Origin of the sequence: Arthrobacter ramosus, from assembly GCF_039535095.1 — a bacterium.
Taxonomy (GTDB): Bacteria; Actinomycetota; Actinomycetes; order Actinomycetales; family Micrococcaceae; genus Arthrobacter; species Arthrobacter ramosus.
In genome coordinates, this window is record NZ_BAAAWN010000001.1 from 3,194,685 (window position 1) to 3,208,902 (window position 14,218).

A 14,218-nucleotide genomic window follows, 5' to 3' on the forward strand; every position below is an offset into this window, starting at 1 on the left:
GTCGGGCTAGCCGCGTCGCACGGGGAGCGACGGCATGCCGAGGGAGACGCCCTTCGACCCTGAAGAACCGATGCCGATGCCGGTGTCCGCGGCACTCGGTGCCGGAGCGCCACAGGAGTCGGCCTGCGAGCGGTCCCAAGCGTCGCCGGCACGGGAGCGCCTCAAGCTGTAGTCCGCCGTCGTCACCGGATCGGAGACGAGGTGGAAGGCAGCAGCCCCGGTGATCGTCACGGTGACGAAGTCGCCGGGCCGTGGGCTCTCTGCGCCTTCGGGCACGGAGAAGTGGACCAGCCGCTGGTCCTGGGAGCGGCCGGACAAGCGATGCGTTTCTTCTGCCTTGCGTCCGGACTGGGCTGTGACGAGGAGTTCGACCCGGCGTCCGAGCTGTTTCGCGTTCTCCTCTGCCGCGATGCGGTCCTGGAGGGCGGTCAGCCGCTCGTAGCGTTCCTGGACAACGGCCTTGGGGAGCTGTTCCGGAAGCTCCGCGGCCGGGGTGCCTGGGCGCTTGGAGTACTGGAAGGTGAAGGCTGAGGCGAAGCGTGACTTCTCGACGACGTCGAGCGTGGCTTGGAAGTCCTCTTCCGTCTCGCCGGGGAAGCCCACGATGATGTCGGTGGTGATCGCAGCGTGGGGAATCTTGTCACGGACCTTGTCCAGGATGCCCAGGAACTTGGTGGAGCGGTAGGAGCGGCGCATGTCCTTGAGGACCTTGTCCGAACCGGACTGGAGTGGCATGTGCAACTGCGGCATGACGTTGGCGGTCTCGGCCATCGCGTCGATGACGTCGTCGGTGAAGGCGGCCGGGTGCGGGCTCGTGAAGCGGACACGCTCGAGGCCCTCGATGTCACCGCAGGCGCGGAGCAGTTTGGAGAAAGCCAGTCGGTCCCCGAATTCCACGCCGTAGGAGTTCACGTTCTGGCCGAGCAGGGTGACCTCGACGGCGCCGTCGTCCACCAACGCCTGGATTTCGGCCAGGATCTCGCCCGGACGGCGGTCCTTCTCCTTCCCGCGGAGCGAAGGCACGATGCAGAAGGTGCAGGTGTTGTTGCACCCGACGGAGATGGAAACCCAGCCCGAGTACACGGAGTCACGCTTGGTCGGCAAGGTGGAGGGAAAGACGTCCAGCGATTCCAGGATTTCGAGCTGTGCCTCGTTGTTGTGGCGGGCCCTGTCCAGCAACGCAGGCAACGCCCCCACATTGTGGGTGCCGAACACGGCATCCACCCACGGAGCCTTGCGCACGATGGTTTCGCGGTCCTTCTGCGCCAGGCATCCGCCTACGGCGATCTGCATGCCCGGATGGGCGGCCTTGACTTGCTTGAGTTCCCCGAGGTTGCCGTAAAGCTTGTTGTCGGCGTTCTCACGGACGGCGCAGGTGTTGAAGACCACGACGTCGGCGACACCGCCGTCGAAGGGCACGTATCCTGCATCCTCCAGGAGTCCTGCCATGCGCTCGGAGTCATGGACATTCATTTGGCAACCGAAGGTGCGGACCTGGTAGGTGCGCTTCACCCCGTGCTCGGGTGCGGGCTCGCTGACAGGGGCCGGAATGGGCTGCTGGACGGGGGCTGGTGCTGGTGCTGCGGAAGGGGAACTCACCAATCTAGGGTAGCCCCTCGGACTAGTACCAGTTGAAGCCCATCTCATGCTGCCACGCGTTGCAGGGGGAACCGTAACGGTCGCGGATATAGCCGAGGCCCCAATCGATCTGGGTCCGGTAGTTGCTGAGCCAGTCACTGCCTGCCGAATAGTACTTGTCCGGGGGCAATGCCTGCGCAACTCCGTAGGCACCGCTGCTGGGATTGGTGGCATCTGTCATCCAGCTCGATTCCTGGGTCCACAGCAGGGACAGACACTGCATTTGGTCCTGGCCCCAGCCGTAGGCGCCGAGCCGGGAGGACGCATATTGCCGTGCACCTGCGGGGTCGTTGACGACGTTTCCTCCGCCACCGCCTCCCCCGCCTCCGAAGCCGCCGCCGCCGCCTCCGCTGCTGATGGGCGGCTGGACGGGTTGCTGGGCTTGCCTGTTGGCTGCCGCCGCGGCGGCGTCGGCTTCCGCCTTGCGCTGTGCCGCCTCCCTCTTGGCCTCCTGGGCAGCCTGATAAGCGGCAAGCGCCACTTGGCCGTCCTGGTATTTCTGCGCAACAGCGGCAGAAGTGGAGGTCAAGGACGCGAGCTGGGCGACCATGGTCTTGCGCTGGCCGTCCGTGGCGGCAACGCTGTCTTCGGCGGCGCGCCTGGCAGACTCCGCGGCCTGGGCCTTTGCCGCGGCGTCACTATCCAACTGGGCCAAGACATCCCGGGCAGCTTGTTCCTGCGCGGTTGCCGCGGCGGATGCCTGGGACGCGCTCAGCGCATCATCGTGCAGCTTCGCGGTGCGATCGAGAACCCTGTTCAGCAAGGCGAAATTTTGAATGTTGTCTGGTGCGATGGCGGCATTCGCGAGGGACCAGGGCCCTGGATCGAAGCCGCCCGACTCGTATGCCTTGACAACCAGGGAAGAAGTGGCCTTCTTCAATGAATCCGCTTTTGCCTTGGCCTGTTGGGACGCCTCAGCCAGTTTCTGGGTCACCGCCTGCTGATGCTGCAGGGCGTCATGAGCCTTCGCGTACTCAGTTCCCGCCTTGATGGCTGCCGCGCCAAGCTCGCCGGACTTCTGTTGAAGGCCGGCCAATAACTGGTTGATGCGGTCCACTTCGGCACTTGCGGCAGCTTCGTTCCCCTGGGCCTGCTGTACCTCGGCCCAGCTCGGATAGCCCGACGGCGGGGCACCGTCGTCTGCGGAAGCCGGGCCTGCTTGGAGAAGCGAAGCGACAAGCAAGGGCACAATGATTGCCGAAAGCCGTAACGACAACGGATTCATTGGATCTGACCTGCTTCCCGACTCGGAACACTAGTCCAGAACCCTAGCCGACCGCCACCAAGAAGCCACCTAACCCCGCCGCCCGGGACAATACTCACAGGCAGCTCTCAGTTTCCCGGGCGACGCCGGCTAGCCGATGTCGTCGGCTTCAGGACCACCGTGCGCCCTGGCATTGTGGGACACCGGCTCCCCCGCCAAGGCTTCGTCCAGTACCTCGCCAACAATCCGGAACGCCGCCGATGGTTGGTAACCCTTGCGGGCAAGCATCGATGCGAGCCGCCGGGTTTGCTTGTCGCGCTCGGTCCTGTCGGATAGCTCGCTTACGGCCCTCAAACGGCGCGCGACCAGGTCCCTGGCCGCGTTCCGCTCGTCGTCATCGCTCACTTGCGCGAGGGCTTTCTCCGCCGTTTCAGCGTCGATGCCTTTGTCCGCCAATTCGCGCCTCAGGGCACCCCGGGCGAGTTTCCTCGACTGCGCACGGCTGCGGACCCACATTTCGGCGAAATCGGCGTCATCAATGAGCCGGACTTCCTCGAAGCGGTCCAACACGGCTTCGGCTACGTCTTCCGGCACGTTCCGCTCAGCCAGTTTGCGCGCAAGCTGAAGCCTGCTTTTGGGCGAATTGGTCAGTTGACGGAGGACAATGGCCCGGGCAACTGCTTCCGGATTGGCTTCAGGGTCTGCTGCCACGGACGAATCCGCAGACGGACCCCAGGACCGGGAGTGGCCCTGGCGCTTAGCCGTCAACGGCCTTCAGCTTCGGAGATTTCTCGGCTTCGGCAGGCTTGACTACTCCGACGCCAAGCTTTTCCTTGATCAGCCGCTCGAGGTCCGCGGCCAACTCCGGGTTGTCGCGCAGGAAGCGGCGGGAGTTCTCCATGCCCTGACCCAGCTGGTCACCGTCATAGGTGAACCATGAACCCGACTTCTTGATGATGCCGTGCTCGACGCCCATGTCGATGATGCCGCCCTCACGGGAAATGCCCTGCCCGTAGATAATGTCGAACTCCGCGATCTTGAAGGGCGGAGCCATCTTGTTCTTGACGATCTTGGCCTTGGTGCGGTTACCTACCGAATCCGCGCCTTCCTTCAGCGTCTGGATGCGTCGGACGTCGATGCGGATGGACGCGTAGAACTTGAGGGCCTTACCACCGGTGGTGGTTTCCGGAGAACCGAAGAAAACGCCGATCTTCTCACGGAGCTGGTTGATGAAGATAGCGGTCGTCTTGGTCTGGCTCAGTCGGCCGGTGATCTTACGCAGGGCCTGGCTCATAAGACGGGCCTGGAGGCCGACGTGGGAATCGCCCATTTCGCCTTCGATTTCAGCGCGGGGAACCAAAGCGGCGACGGAGTCGATCACGATGACGTCCAAGGAACCTGAGCCGATCAGCATGTCCATGATCTCGAGCGCCTGCTCACCGGTATCCGGCTGCGAAACCAGTAGCGCGTCGGTATCGACGCCCAGTTTCGCCGCGTACTCGGGGTCGAGGGCGTGCTCGGCGTCGATGAAGGCTGCGATGCCGCCCTGGCGCTGGGCGTTGGCCACCGCGTGAAGCGCGACGGTGGTCTTACCTGAGGATTCCGGACCGTAGATTTCGACGACACGGCCACGAGGCAACCCGCCAATGCCAAGAGCGACATCCAAGGCGATGGAGCCGGTCGGAATGACCTCGATCGGCGCCCGGACTTCGTCCCCAAGGCGCATGACCGAGCCCTTGCCGAATTGCTTGTCGATCTGGGCAAGCGCTGCCTCGAGCGCCTTCTCACGATCCTGATTTGCCGCCATGGTTCACACCTCTGATGCTTTCTCGCTGTGGACTGGCCTGAACGGCCGCTTTCGTGTCTCATCCGACGCTAGTACGAGCCGCTGACAATTTTGTGTGCGACTTCATCTATGTGGAAAACCACAGGATTCGAATGATGCGAAAAGCGGTCCGCCAGGATCAATTTTCCTCTGAAAGGAGCATAGCCTCATCCGAACAGATATTCGAACAAATTTGCGGGCGTGTCCGCCAGGAACCGGAACTCAGAACGTCCCGGATCCCTTGTCGGCAGGCTTGACGTCCCTGCCGAGCCGTCGCTCCGGCGGAACGTCCTGGACGTCGCACAGGGCAAGCCAGACGTCGCGGGGGCTGTAGCCCGCTGCCAAGGCATCGTTTGCCGTACGGCCGCCGACGCCGGCCAATACAAGGGAACTGCTGAGGACCCGGGAGTAGCCAGCCCCGAATTCATCGTCCATCAGCCGCCAGAAGTCACTGATCCGCACCAATAGAGTCTCTCACGGGAGCGGACTCTAGAATGGTTGTCATGAGCAACACTCCCGACGACGCACCAGAGATGGTGGAGGCAGGCGACAACGTCGACGCCGCCCTCCAGCAGGTGGAACACCAGCTGAGCATGTTCTGGCGACGCGCCCGATCGCTGTCCCACCAGTTATCCCGACAGGTCCATCCCGACATGGAACCAGCCGCTTACGGACTGCTGACGATCATCCGGAAAGAGGGCCCCATTCGCCTGACGGAGCTCGCCTCGTGCATCGGCGTCGGGAAGCCGTCGGTGAGCCGCCAGATCGCGTTCCTCGAGAGCATCGGCATGGTCTACAAAGAAGCCGACCCCCAGGATGGCCGCGCACAATCGATCCGGCTCACTCCCAAGGGCGAAGAAAAGATGCACCAGGTCCAGGACGCACGCCGGCAGGTTTTCCGGGAACGCCTGGGTGAGTGGCCGCTGGAAGAAATCCAGACGCTGGCTGACTACATTGAACGGCTCAACGCTGCCTACGGCGAAGGAATCGGCAAGGACTGACCGCGCCAGCCACAAAAGACCAAAGAAGGAGGGCCTCCAGATGGAGGCCCTCCTTCTTTACTTCAAGTAGGCGTCGATGTTTCGGCGCAACGGATCCCGTCAGCGACGTGCTGGATCGCACTCCTGCAACTGCGTACCGGAGTCAGGTCCGTCTAGCGGGCTCCGGAGAGCATGCCCTGGGTGAAATCATCGTTCAGTTCGGCGCTGAGCTCGCGGTCGAGATCGCGGCCGTAGCGCTGCGCGAATTCCTGCGGGACGGTGTCCGGAACAGCGACGCCTTCGGCGACGGCAACCCGGTCACTGACCTCGCGGAGCATGCCGGACAACGGAACGTCCAGGGCCGAGCAGATCGAGGACAACAGCTCTGAGGATGCTTCCTTCTGGCCGCGCTCAACTTCGCTCAGGTAGCCAAGGGAAACGCGGGCGCTGTGCGAGACTTCGCGGAGCGTACGGCCCTGGCGCTGGCGGACATCGCGCAGGACATCACCAATTTCGTGACGCAGTACAACCATTTTGCGCTCCTTCTGTTCGCTCGGTGCCTTCTCGGCCAAGCCCACATCCTTCCAGCGGACAACGCCGTTTATGGATACGGGCTGCTTAACCATCTGTATCGCCTTGCTCCCTCGTGAGTCCGGTTCACCTTTTCGGTGCACCGGTTGTTTTTTACATCCTAGGCGCCCCGGCCATTCCGGGGCGACACAATGTAACAACTATTGGGCCGCTGTTTTTGTTCCCGGCTACTTTACGTGCAGTAGGTCGGCACGGACAAGGCACTCCAACAAGCGCTCCAGTGCGACCGCCGTTGCCTGCGCACGGATACTTGGCCGATCTCCCCGAAAGGAGTAAGCATGCGCCGCGGCTCCGCCCTGTGTGGCGACGCCAATGAAGACGGTGCCAACCGGCTTCCCGTCGTGCGGCAATGGCCCGGCAACCCCCGTAGTGGAGATCCCGACGTCGGCCCCGCACGCGCGCCTGGCGCCGTCGGCCATAGCCGCCGCCACCTCGGCGTCGACGGATCCGACGGCGGAAAGCAGCTCCTGGGACACCCCCAGGATTCCGGCCTTGACCGCATTCTGATAGGCGACCACCCCGCCTTGGAGCATGCCTGACGCCCCTGGAGTATCAGCGAGGGTGGCGGCAACCATCCCGGCTGTCAGGGATTCCGCGGTAGCCACTGTGACGCCCCGCTCGATGGCGAGGGCGACAGCGGAAGCGGCCACCTCATCAGCGGTAGGGCTCATGCGCGCTTGCCTGCCGAGCGAAGCTTTGCGGCTTCGATCACGTATTCGACGCCGGTCCACACCGTGATGACGAGGGCGACGATCATGACCCAGAAGGCCACGCTGACGAGCCACGGCGCGAAAGAATTCAGCGGCAGGATGTAGAGGAAGATCGCGACAGTCTGGACGGCGGTCTTGAGCTTGCCGCCTCGCGAGGCGGGCATCACGCCATAGCGGATGACAAAGAAGCGCAAGGCGGTGATGCCCCATTCGCGCACGAGGATGAGGATGGTGATCCACCACGGCAGCTCCCCCAGCGCCGACAGGAGAACGAGGGCCGATCCGATAAGCAACTTGTCGGCAATGGGGTCCGCGATCTTGCCGAAGTTGGTGACGAGGTTGCGGCTCCGGGCGATGTCGCCGTCGAGCTTGTCTGTATAGATCGCTACGGCGAAGGCCACTACGGCGGCCCAGCGCCAGATGCCGTGCTGGCTGTTGTCCTCCAGAAGGAACCAAACGAAGAACGGGACCAGGACAATTCGAAGCATCGTCAGGATGTTGGGCAGGTTCCAGATATCGGAGCTGCTGGAACCGGCTTTGCTGCCGTCGGATGTAGTCACCCCTCTAGGCTACCGTCCGGTCAATGACCAGGCGTCTTCGCCGCCCTCGTCCTCGTCATCGATGCCGTCTGCTCCGTCGTGGTATTCCGTGACCTGCTTGCGGCGTTCGAGATCGGTGGCCACGAGGTCCTCTGCATAGCCGCCGACGGCGATGTTCGCGTTCGCGTTCTCACTCAGGGCGGCCGTGTGCGCGTCGGGCGTAGCCGGAGCCTCCTGGCCCTTCATGGCTGCCAGCACGGGAGCGAGGTCGTCCGGCTTGACCAGGACATCGCGGGCCTTGGAACCCTCGGACGGACCTACGACGCCACGCGATTCCAGCAGATCCATGAGGCGGCCGGCCTTGGCGAAGCCGACGCGGAGCTTGCGCTGCAGCATGGACGTGGAGCCGAATTGGGTGGTGACCACGAGCTCGGTGGCCTGAAGCAGAACCTCGAGATCGTCTCCGATGTCGTCGTCGATCTGCTTCTTCTGCGCCTCGGGCGCCACGTCGTCACGGTAGACGGCCTTGAGTTGGCCCTTGACATGCTCCACCACGCGGTGGATTTCGGACTCCGTGACCCAGGCACCCTGCACGCGCATCGCCTTGGAGGCACCCATCGGCAGGAAGAGCGCGTCACCCTGGCCAATGAGTTTTTCCGCGCCCGGTTGGTCCAGGACCACACGGGAGTCGGTGACAGAGGACGTGGCGAAAGCCATACGCGAGGGGACGTTCGCCTTGATCAGGCCGGTGACGACGTCGACGGAAGGACGCTGGGTGGCCAGGACCAGGTGGATGCCGGCAGCACGGGCGAGCTGGGTGATGCGGACAATCGAGTCTTCGACATCGCGCGGGGCAACCATCATGAGGTCGGCGAGTTCGTCCACGATCACCAGCAAATAAGGGTACGGCTTGATGATGCGCTTGGAGTCAACCGGCGGAACAACCTTGCCGGCGCGGACGGCCTTGTTGAAGTCGTCGATGTGCTTGAAGCCGTAGTTGGCGAGGTCGTCGTAGCGGGCGTCCATTTCACGGACCACCCACTGAAGCGCCTCGGCGGCTTTCTTGGGGTTGGTGATGATGGGCGTGATGAGGTGCGGAACACCCTCGTACGCGGTCAGTTCGACGCGTTTGGGGTCCACCATGACCATGCGGACCTCATCGGGTGTGGCGCGCATCAGGATCGAGGTGATCATGGAGTTCACGAACGACGACTTACCGGCTCCCGTAGCACCCGCCACGAGCAAGTGAGGCATCTTGGCGAGGTTCGCGACGACGTAGCCGCCCTCGACGTCCTTGCCGACGCCCATCACCATGGGGTGGTCTGTCCGCCTGGCGTTCTGGCTGCGCAGGACATCGCCAAGGGAAACTGTCTCGCGGTCGGTGTTGGGGATCTCGATGCCGATGGCCGATTTGCCCGGGATCGGGCTGAGGATACGGACATCACTCGATGCCACGGCGTAGGAGATGTTCTTGGACAACGCTGTGACGCGCTCCACTTTTGTGCCGGACGCAAGTTCGATCTCGTAGCGGGTCACGGTAGGGCCCCGGCTGAAGCCGGTGACAGTGGCGTCCACGTTGAACTGTTGCAAGGTGTCCGTCAGGGCGGCCACCACGGCGTCGTTCGCTTCCGTGCGCTCCTTCGGAATGGAACCCGGAGTCAGGTTGTCCGAGGACGGCAGCGTGTAGGTGACGTCCCCGGCGAGCGAAAGTTGCTCGGTGCGCTGCGGGATCGGCGTCGGGGGCGGGGGCGGACCGACGGGCGCCGAAGGCACGATGACAGGCGGCACAGCCGGCGAAAGTGCCGCGGTCGGCGTCACCAGGGGGATCGCTTCGGTCGCGTTGTCCGCAACCGCCTTCGGACTTCCCAGTCCCTGGGCGGCTTTGATCTTCTCGACGGCGATTTCGGCCTGGGTCGGCCTGCGCACCCCGGGCGGTACGGCCGGCCCGCCCTTTGCGGGAGGGGCATCATCGTCGACGATTGCGTGCTCGAAGGCCTCGTCGCCGACATAGCCCTCAAGCGTGGGGTCGTCGTCGCGGTCCTTGCCGAAGAAGCGCTTGCGGCGCTTCTTCTTCGGTTCAACGGCCGCCTCGTTTTCGTAGAGGTAGCTGCGGTCGTGGGAATCGCCGCGTTGCGCGTCGGCATCCACCAGGTCGACGCCCATGAGGTGCTCGTAGGCGCCACGGATACGCCGGGGAATGGCGCCGAACGGCGTGGCCGTGACAATCAGGAGGGAGACGAACGCCAGGGCGCCGTAGACGATGACGGGGACTGCGGGGTGGATGGCGGCAAGAGGCGAGGCTGCGAGGAAGCCGAGCATCCCGCCCGCGCGCCGGAGGCCTTCGAAGCCATCGGCGACGGTCGGCTGGCCCCCGATGATGTGGGCCAAGCCGGTGCCGGCGAACGTCATGATCAGGAAGCCGATTCCCACGCGGTTGTTGCCACGGCTGTCCCACGGCTGCCGGAAGAGCCGGAAAGCGCAGACGAAAAGTATGAGCGGAAGAAGCAGGGATACCCAGCCGAAGGTTCCGTTCACGATGCTGTAGACAACGTCCGGGAACCAGCCTTTGAAGCCCCACCAGGCGAAGGTTGCTATGAAGACACCGAGCGCCAGGTTGAAAAGCGCGGCGCCGTCCCGGCGGTCTGCGGGATCAAGGTCACTGACATCGTGGCCGATCCGGCGGACGCCCGCACCCACCACGTGCCCGATTCCCAGCCAGACACCGGCAAGCGCGCGCAGGATCCACGGCTGTTGGGGTTCGACGACGGCGGCCTGCTTGCCGCGGGCCGTGCCTGTGCCGCTCCTGCCGGTCTTGGCCGGGGTCCGGCCGCTGCCCGAGCCGCCGGATTTGCTATTGGAGCTACCTCTAGGCGCGGAGGTAGTACGAGTCGCCATATTGGCCACGCTACCCCAACCCGTCCGGAAACCCGCGGATTTCAGGGGCGCGGAGGAACCATGTTGCCCCTGTTGAACAATCTGCGGACCTGGTTTCACAGCGAGCCGGTCCTGAAACACGAACGGCCCGGTTCGCTTGAACCGGGCCGTTCGGAGCCTGACACCGACGCCTGTGCCGGAACTGCCTGCAGGGCTAGGCCTCCGGGATTAGGCCTCCAAGACCAACGGGATGATCATGGGGCGCCGGCGAAGCTTGCGGTTGACCCACGTGCCGATCACACGACGCACCACTTGCTGGAGCTGGTGGGTGGTGTGGTCCGCGTGGTGGAGCACTGCGTCTTCAAGGGCCGCGTTGATCTTGGGGATGATCTCGTCAAAGACGGAATCGTCTTCGGCCACACCGCGGGCGTGGATTTCGGGGCCCGAGACGATCTTGCCTGTGGTCCGGTTGATCACGGTGATAACGGAGATGAAGCCCTCGTCGCCGAGGATCCTGCGGTCCTTGAGGTCGGCGTCGGTGATTTCACCCACGCTGGAGCCGTCCACATAGACGAAGCCAACTTCCACCTGGCCCACCACGTTGGCTTTGTGGTCCCTGACGTCAATGACTGTGCCGTTGTCGCTGAGGATGACGCGGTCCGAGGGCACTCCGGACTCTTCCGCCAGGTTGCCATTGGCGATGAGGTGCCGGGTTTCGCCGTGCACAGGCATCGCGTTCAGGGGCTTGAGGATGTTGTAGCAGTAGAGCAGTTCGCCGGCCGCAGCGTGGCCGGAGACGTGCACTTTGGCGTTGCCCTTGTGGACGACGTCGGCACCGAGCTTGAGCAGCCCGTTGATGATCCGGTAGACCGCGTTCTCGTTGCCCGGGATGAGGCTCGAGGCCAGAATGACTGTATCGCCCTGGCCGACCACCACGCGGTGGTCTCCGTTGGCCATGCGGGACAGCGCTGCCATGGGCTCGCCTTGGGAGCCCGTGGACATCAGGACTACGCGGTGGTCCGGAAGGTTCTCGATGTTCTTGATGTCCACGAGGATTCCCGGCGGGACGTCAAGGTAGCCCAGTTTCGCGGCGATAGCCATGTTGCGCACCATGGAACGGCCCACGAAGGCGACATTGCGGCCATGCTTGGCGGCGGCATCAAGCACCTGCTGGACGCGGTGTACGTGCGAGGAGAAGGACGCAACGATGATGCGCTTCTTGGCCTGGCCGAACAAGCGGTCCAGGGTGGGACCGATCTCCTTTTCCGCCGTGGTAAAGCCGGGGACATCCGCGTTGGTCGAGTCGGCCATGAACAGGTCCACCCCTTCTTCGCCCAGGCGGGCGAAGTGGCGCAGGTCCGTGATGCGGCCGTCGAGGGGCAACTGGTCCATCTTGAAGTCGCCTGTGTGCAGCACGTTGCCGCCGGCGGTGCGGATGAAGACGGCCAAGGCGTCCGGAATGGAGTGGTTGACGGCAACGAATTCGCATTCGAAGGGGCCGAACTGCTCCACCTGTCCTTCGGCGACCGTGAGCGTGTACGGCTTGATCCGGTGTTCCTGGAGCTTGGCCTCAACGAGGGCAAGCGTCAGCTGGGAGCCGACCAACGGCAGGTCCGGACGCAGGCGCAGAAGGTACGGCACAGCTCCGATGTGGTCTTCGTGGCCGTGCGTCAGGACGATGGCAACTACGTCGTCCAGCCTGTCCTCGATGTACGAGAAATCGGGCAGGATCAGGTCAACACCCGGCTGGGTCTCTTCGGGGAAGAGCACGCCGCAGTCAACTACCAGCAGCTTGCCGTTGATTTCGAAAACGGCCATGTTGCGACCGATCTCCCCCAGCCCGCCAAGGGGCACAATCCGGAGCGTTCCCTGCGGAAGTTTGGGCGGGGTGACAAGTCCGGGAAGGGCGGTTTGGGTCATAATGCGCTACTTTCCGGCGGAATCGTTCTAGACAGTGAAGTCCATTCCAGCTTCCGCCAAGTCCTCGCGGATGATTGCGATCTCGGCGGCGTCCGGCTCCACGAGGGGCAAACGGACAACCGAGTTGGGCAGGACTCCCTGCCATTTAAGAATTTGTTTGGCGGCGACGGCGCCTTGGACCCGGGTCATGGTTGCACGGATCACGGGCTCGAGTTCGAAGTTGATCTTGCGTGCCGTGCCAAGGTCGTTCGAGTTGATGGCGTCGATGAGCTCACGGAAACGGCGGGTGACAACGTGGGTGGTGACGCCAATCAGGCCCACCGCACCCATGGCCATCCACTGGAGGGTCAGGCCGTCGTCCCCCGAGTAGAAAAGAAGATCGGTTTCCGCCATGACCCGGGTGGCCGCGGCAAAATCGGCTTTGGCGTCCTTGACCGCAACGATATTGGGGTGGGAGGCAAGGCCGATCATGGTCTCCGGCGTGATCTGAATGGAGGAGCGTCCGGGAATGTCATAGAGCATGACAGGGAGCTCGGTGGCGGACGCAATGGCCTCGAAGTGGGCCCGGACTCCGGCCTGGCTCGGCTTGTTGTAGTACGGGGTGACGATCAGGAGTCCGTCGACGCCGAGCTTCGCGGCTTCCTGGGAGAGGTGCACCGAGTGCGCGGTGTCATTGGTTCCCGTTCCCGCGATGATTGCCGCGCGACCGCCTACGGCTTCCTTCACGGCGCGGAACATGCCGAGGTTTTCCTCATCGGTGAGCGTAGACGTCTCCCCGGTTGTTCCGGTGACGACCAAGCCATCGCAGCCGTCGTCAACAAGCTTGACTGCCAGTTCCGCTGCCTGCTTGTAGTCAACTTCGCCGTCCTTGGTGAACGGGGTGACCATGGCGGTCAGAAGGGTACCGAGAGCAGGAACGTTCGCACGAGAGTCAGACATATGAAAAACGTTACCCTGTCAGCTGCGGGTTAGGAGAATGGGGCCCGCGTGATTGTCGTCAAATTCAGCGAAATGGGAGCATGGCCTCAGGCTGAAGCGTCGCTATGGCGCCCGGGCTTCGCTGGCGCCTCCGGCGAGCAATACAGGGCAACCGCAGACTCCCGCAAGCGGTCCGCCCACGCCCCGAGCCGCTGGGCTGCCCGCACATAGTCGAACAATTCAACGGGGGTCAACGATTCGAGGTCAGTCTCCTCGAGCCGCCTGGCGAGTTCGGCGCCCGGCTGCAGTTCGCCCAGAACGGTTCCCTCGCGCCGCCACTGCACATCTTCAGGCGGCTCCCCCGCCACAAGCTGCCGGAAGAGGAAATCGACGACGCCCGGGCTCATCGCCTTCATGGGCCCATCCAGGCCTTGGGGATAGCCGTTCGGCCGCTTCGAAGGATCGTTCATGCAGCCATGGTATTCGAACATATATTCGAATACAAGGTGCCTCCTTCGAGGCGACAGCCGCTACCGCTCCGCTGCGGTGGGCTCAGCGCGGAAGAGGCGCATGGCATCGCGCATGGATTCCCTCGCGCGCTTGCGGTCGCCGGCGGCATCGTAGGCGCAGCTGAGCCGGAACCAGGAACGCCAGTCCTCGGGGGCGCCCTCGGCCTCCACGCGGTACTTCTCAAACTCGGCGTCCGCGGCGGCACGCACGATGCGGCCTCCCGGCGTGCGGGGCAAGTTGTCCACAGGCAGCCCGCCTTCGGCTTCGAGAACCTTCGCCATCTTCTCCGTGCGTGCACCGAACACAAGCTCGCGGATCAGCGCCCATGCCCCGATGAGGGGAAGCACCAGATAGGCAGCGCCGATTGCCTTGGCTACCAGGTTCGCGTCACTGAGCAGCAGGATCGAGCGTTCGAAGGTGACCACGAGGTAGAGAACCAACAACAGGGTGACGGCACCCACCCAGATCTTGGTGCGGTTCTCCTTGAATGCGTTCCAGAGCGAGCCCAT

Annotated in this window: 14 protein-coding genes; 1 reads left to right on the forward strand and 13 read right to left on the reverse strand. The window is 63.8% G+C overall.

What is annotated here, in order from left to right:
- Window positions 1–6: 6 nt before the first annotated feature.
- The 5 genes from miaB to ABD742_RS14810 form a co-directional block, all read right to left on the reverse strand.
- Window positions 7–1,647 (reverse strand): tRNA (N6-isopentenyl adenosine(37)-C2)-methylthiotransferase MiaB, encoded by a 1,641-nt coding sequence (miaB, locus tag ABD742_RS14790; protein ID WP_268819423.1) that lies wholly within the window; start codon window positions 1,645–1,647, stop codon window positions 7–9.
- Window positions 1,622–2,863: an aggregation-promoting factor C-terminal-like domain-containing protein gene (locus ABD742_RS14795; RefSeq protein ID WP_344788361.1), complete on the reverse strand. Its 1,242-nt coding sequence runs from the start codon at window positions 2,861–2,863 to the stop codon at window positions 1,622–1,624. Before ABD742_RS14795 ends, miaB begins: the two co-directional genes overlap by 26 nt.
- A 129-nt stretch (window positions 2,864–2,992) precedes the next feature.
- On the reverse strand, window positions 2,993–3,553 hold the full coding sequence (locus ABD742_RS14800; RefSeq protein ID WP_234753125.1) for a regulatory protein RecX: 561 nt from the start codon (window positions 3,551–3,553) through the stop codon (window positions 2,993–2,995).
- 46 nt (window positions 3,554–3,599) lie between these two features.
- Window positions 3,600–4,649: a recombinase RecA gene (gene recA, locus ABD742_RS14805; RefSeq protein WP_234753124.1), complete on the reverse strand. Its 1,050-nt coding sequence runs from the start codon at window positions 4,647–4,649 to the stop codon at window positions 3,600–3,602.
- 240 nt (window positions 4,650–4,889) lie between these two features.
- Complete coding sequence (locus ABD742_RS14810; RefSeq protein ID WP_234753123.1) at window positions 4,890–5,129, reverse strand: DUF3046 domain-containing protein; 240 nt, start codon at window positions 5,127–5,129, stop codon at window positions 4,890–4,892.
- 41 nt (window positions 5,130–5,170) lie between these two features.
- Between ABD742_RS14810 and ABD742_RS14815 the strand changes: the two genes are divergently transcribed.
- Window positions 5,171–5,668: a MarR family winged helix-turn-helix transcriptional regulator gene (locus tag ABD742_RS14815; RefSeq protein ID WP_078105745.1), complete on the forward strand. Its 498-nt coding sequence runs from the start codon at window positions 5,171–5,173 to the stop codon at window positions 5,666–5,668.
- A gap of 152 nt (window positions 5,669–5,820) precedes the next feature.
- Here ABD742_RS14815 and ABD742_RS14820 read toward each other — a convergent pair whose 3' ends face one another.
- The 8 genes from ABD742_RS14820 to ABD742_RS14855 all read right to left on the reverse strand — a co-directional run bounded on the left by ABD742_RS14820 (window position 5,821) and on the right by ABD742_RS14855 (window position 14,218).
- Entirely contained in the window at window positions 5,821–6,273 is a 453-nt protein-coding gene (locus ABD742_RS14820; protein WP_059387810.1) for a helix-turn-helix domain-containing protein, read from the reverse strand.
- A 132-nt stretch (window positions 6,274–6,405) separates the two neighbouring features.
- The gene (locus tag ABD742_RS14825) at window positions 6,406–6,909 is read right to left on the reverse strand and encodes a CinA family protein (protein WP_234753122.1); all 504 of its coding nucleotides are present in this window, start codon (window positions 6,907–6,909) and stop codon (window positions 6,406–6,408) included.
- Entirely contained in the window at window positions 6,906–7,508 is a 603-nt protein-coding gene (gene pgsA, locus ABD742_RS14830) for a CDP-diacylglycerol--glycerol-3-phosphate 3-phosphatidyltransferase (protein ID WP_234753121.1), read from the reverse strand. The genes ABD742_RS14825 and pgsA overlap by 4 nt, the downstream gene beginning before the upstream one ends.
- Window positions 7,509–7,517: 9 nt before the next feature.
- On the reverse strand, window positions 7,518–10,382 hold the full coding sequence (locus ABD742_RS14835) for an FtsK/SpoIIIE family DNA translocase (protein WP_234753120.1): 2,865 nt from the start codon (window positions 10,380–10,382) through the stop codon (window positions 7,518–7,520).
- Between the two features lie 207 nt (window positions 10,383–10,589).
- Window positions 10,590–12,281 (reverse strand): ribonuclease J, encoded by a 1,692-nt coding sequence (locus tag ABD742_RS14840; RefSeq protein ID WP_234753119.1) that lies wholly within the window; start codon window positions 12,279–12,281, stop codon window positions 10,590–10,592.
- Between the two features lie 27 nt (window positions 12,282–12,308).
- Window positions 12,309–13,220 carry a 4-hydroxy-tetrahydrodipicolinate synthase gene (gene dapA, locus ABD742_RS14845; protein WP_234753118.1) on the reverse strand — a complete coding sequence of 304 codons (912 nt, stop codon included), beginning with the start codon at window positions 13,218–13,220 and terminating at the stop codon, window positions 12,309–12,311.
- An 86-nt stretch (window positions 13,221–13,306) separates the two neighbouring features.
- Window positions 13,307–13,669, reverse strand: coding sequence for a hypothetical protein (locus ABD742_RS14850; protein WP_234753117.1), 363 nt, complete (start codon window positions 13,667–13,669; stop codon window positions 13,307–13,309).
- A gap of 60 nt (window positions 13,670–13,729) precedes the next feature.
- A complete protein-coding gene (locus tag ABD742_RS14855) occupies window positions 13,730–14,218 on the reverse strand; it encodes a hypothetical protein (protein WP_234753116.1) in 489 nt (162 codons plus the stop codon).

Excerpts from the sequence above, each read along its gene's own strand:
- miaB (WP_268819423.1), bottom strand. The coding sequence starts at position 1,647 with ATGAGATGGGCTTCAACTGGTACTAGTCCGAGGGGCTACCCTAGATTG.
- ABD742_RS14795 (WP_344788361.1), bottom strand. The coding sequence starts at position 2,863 with ATGAATCCGTTGTCGTTACGGCTTTCGGCAATCATTGTGCCCTTGCTT.
- recA (WP_234753124.1), bottom strand. The coding sequence starts at position 4,649 with ATGGCGGCAAATCAGGATCGTGAGAAGGCGCTCGAGGCAGCGCTTGCC.
- ABD742_RS14815 (WP_078105745.1), top strand. The coding sequence starts at position 5,171 with ATGAGCAACACTCCCGACGACGCACCAGAGATGGTGGAGGCAGGCGAC.
- ABD742_RS14820 (WP_059387810.1), bottom strand. The coding sequence starts at position 6,273 with ATGGTTAAGCAGCCCGTATCCATAAACGGCGTTGTCCGCTGGAAGGAT.
- ABD742_RS14825 (WP_234753122.1), bottom strand. The coding sequence starts at position 6,909 with ATGAGCCCTACCGCTGATGAGGTGGCCGCTTCCGCTGTCGCCCTCGCC.
- ABD742_RS14835 (WP_234753120.1), bottom strand. The coding sequence starts at position 10,382 with ATGGCGACTCGTACTACCTCCGCGCCTAGAGGTAGCTCCAATAGCAAA.
- ABD742_RS14840 (WP_234753119.1), bottom strand. The coding sequence starts at position 12,281 with ATGACCCAAACCGCCCTTCCCGGACTTGTCACCCCGCCCAAACTTCCG.
- dapA (WP_234753118.1), bottom strand. The coding sequence starts at position 13,220 with ATGTCTGACTCTCGTGCGAACGTTCCTGCTCTCGGTACCCTTCTGACC.
- ABD742_RS14850 (WP_234753117.1), bottom strand. The coding sequence starts at position 13,669 with ATGAACGATCCTTCGAAGCGGCCGAACGGCTATCCCCAAGGCCTGGAT.
- ABD742_RS14855 (WP_234753116.1), bottom strand. The coding sequence starts at position 14,218 with ATGGGCTCGCTCTGGAACGCATTCAAGGAGAACCGCACCAAGATCTGG.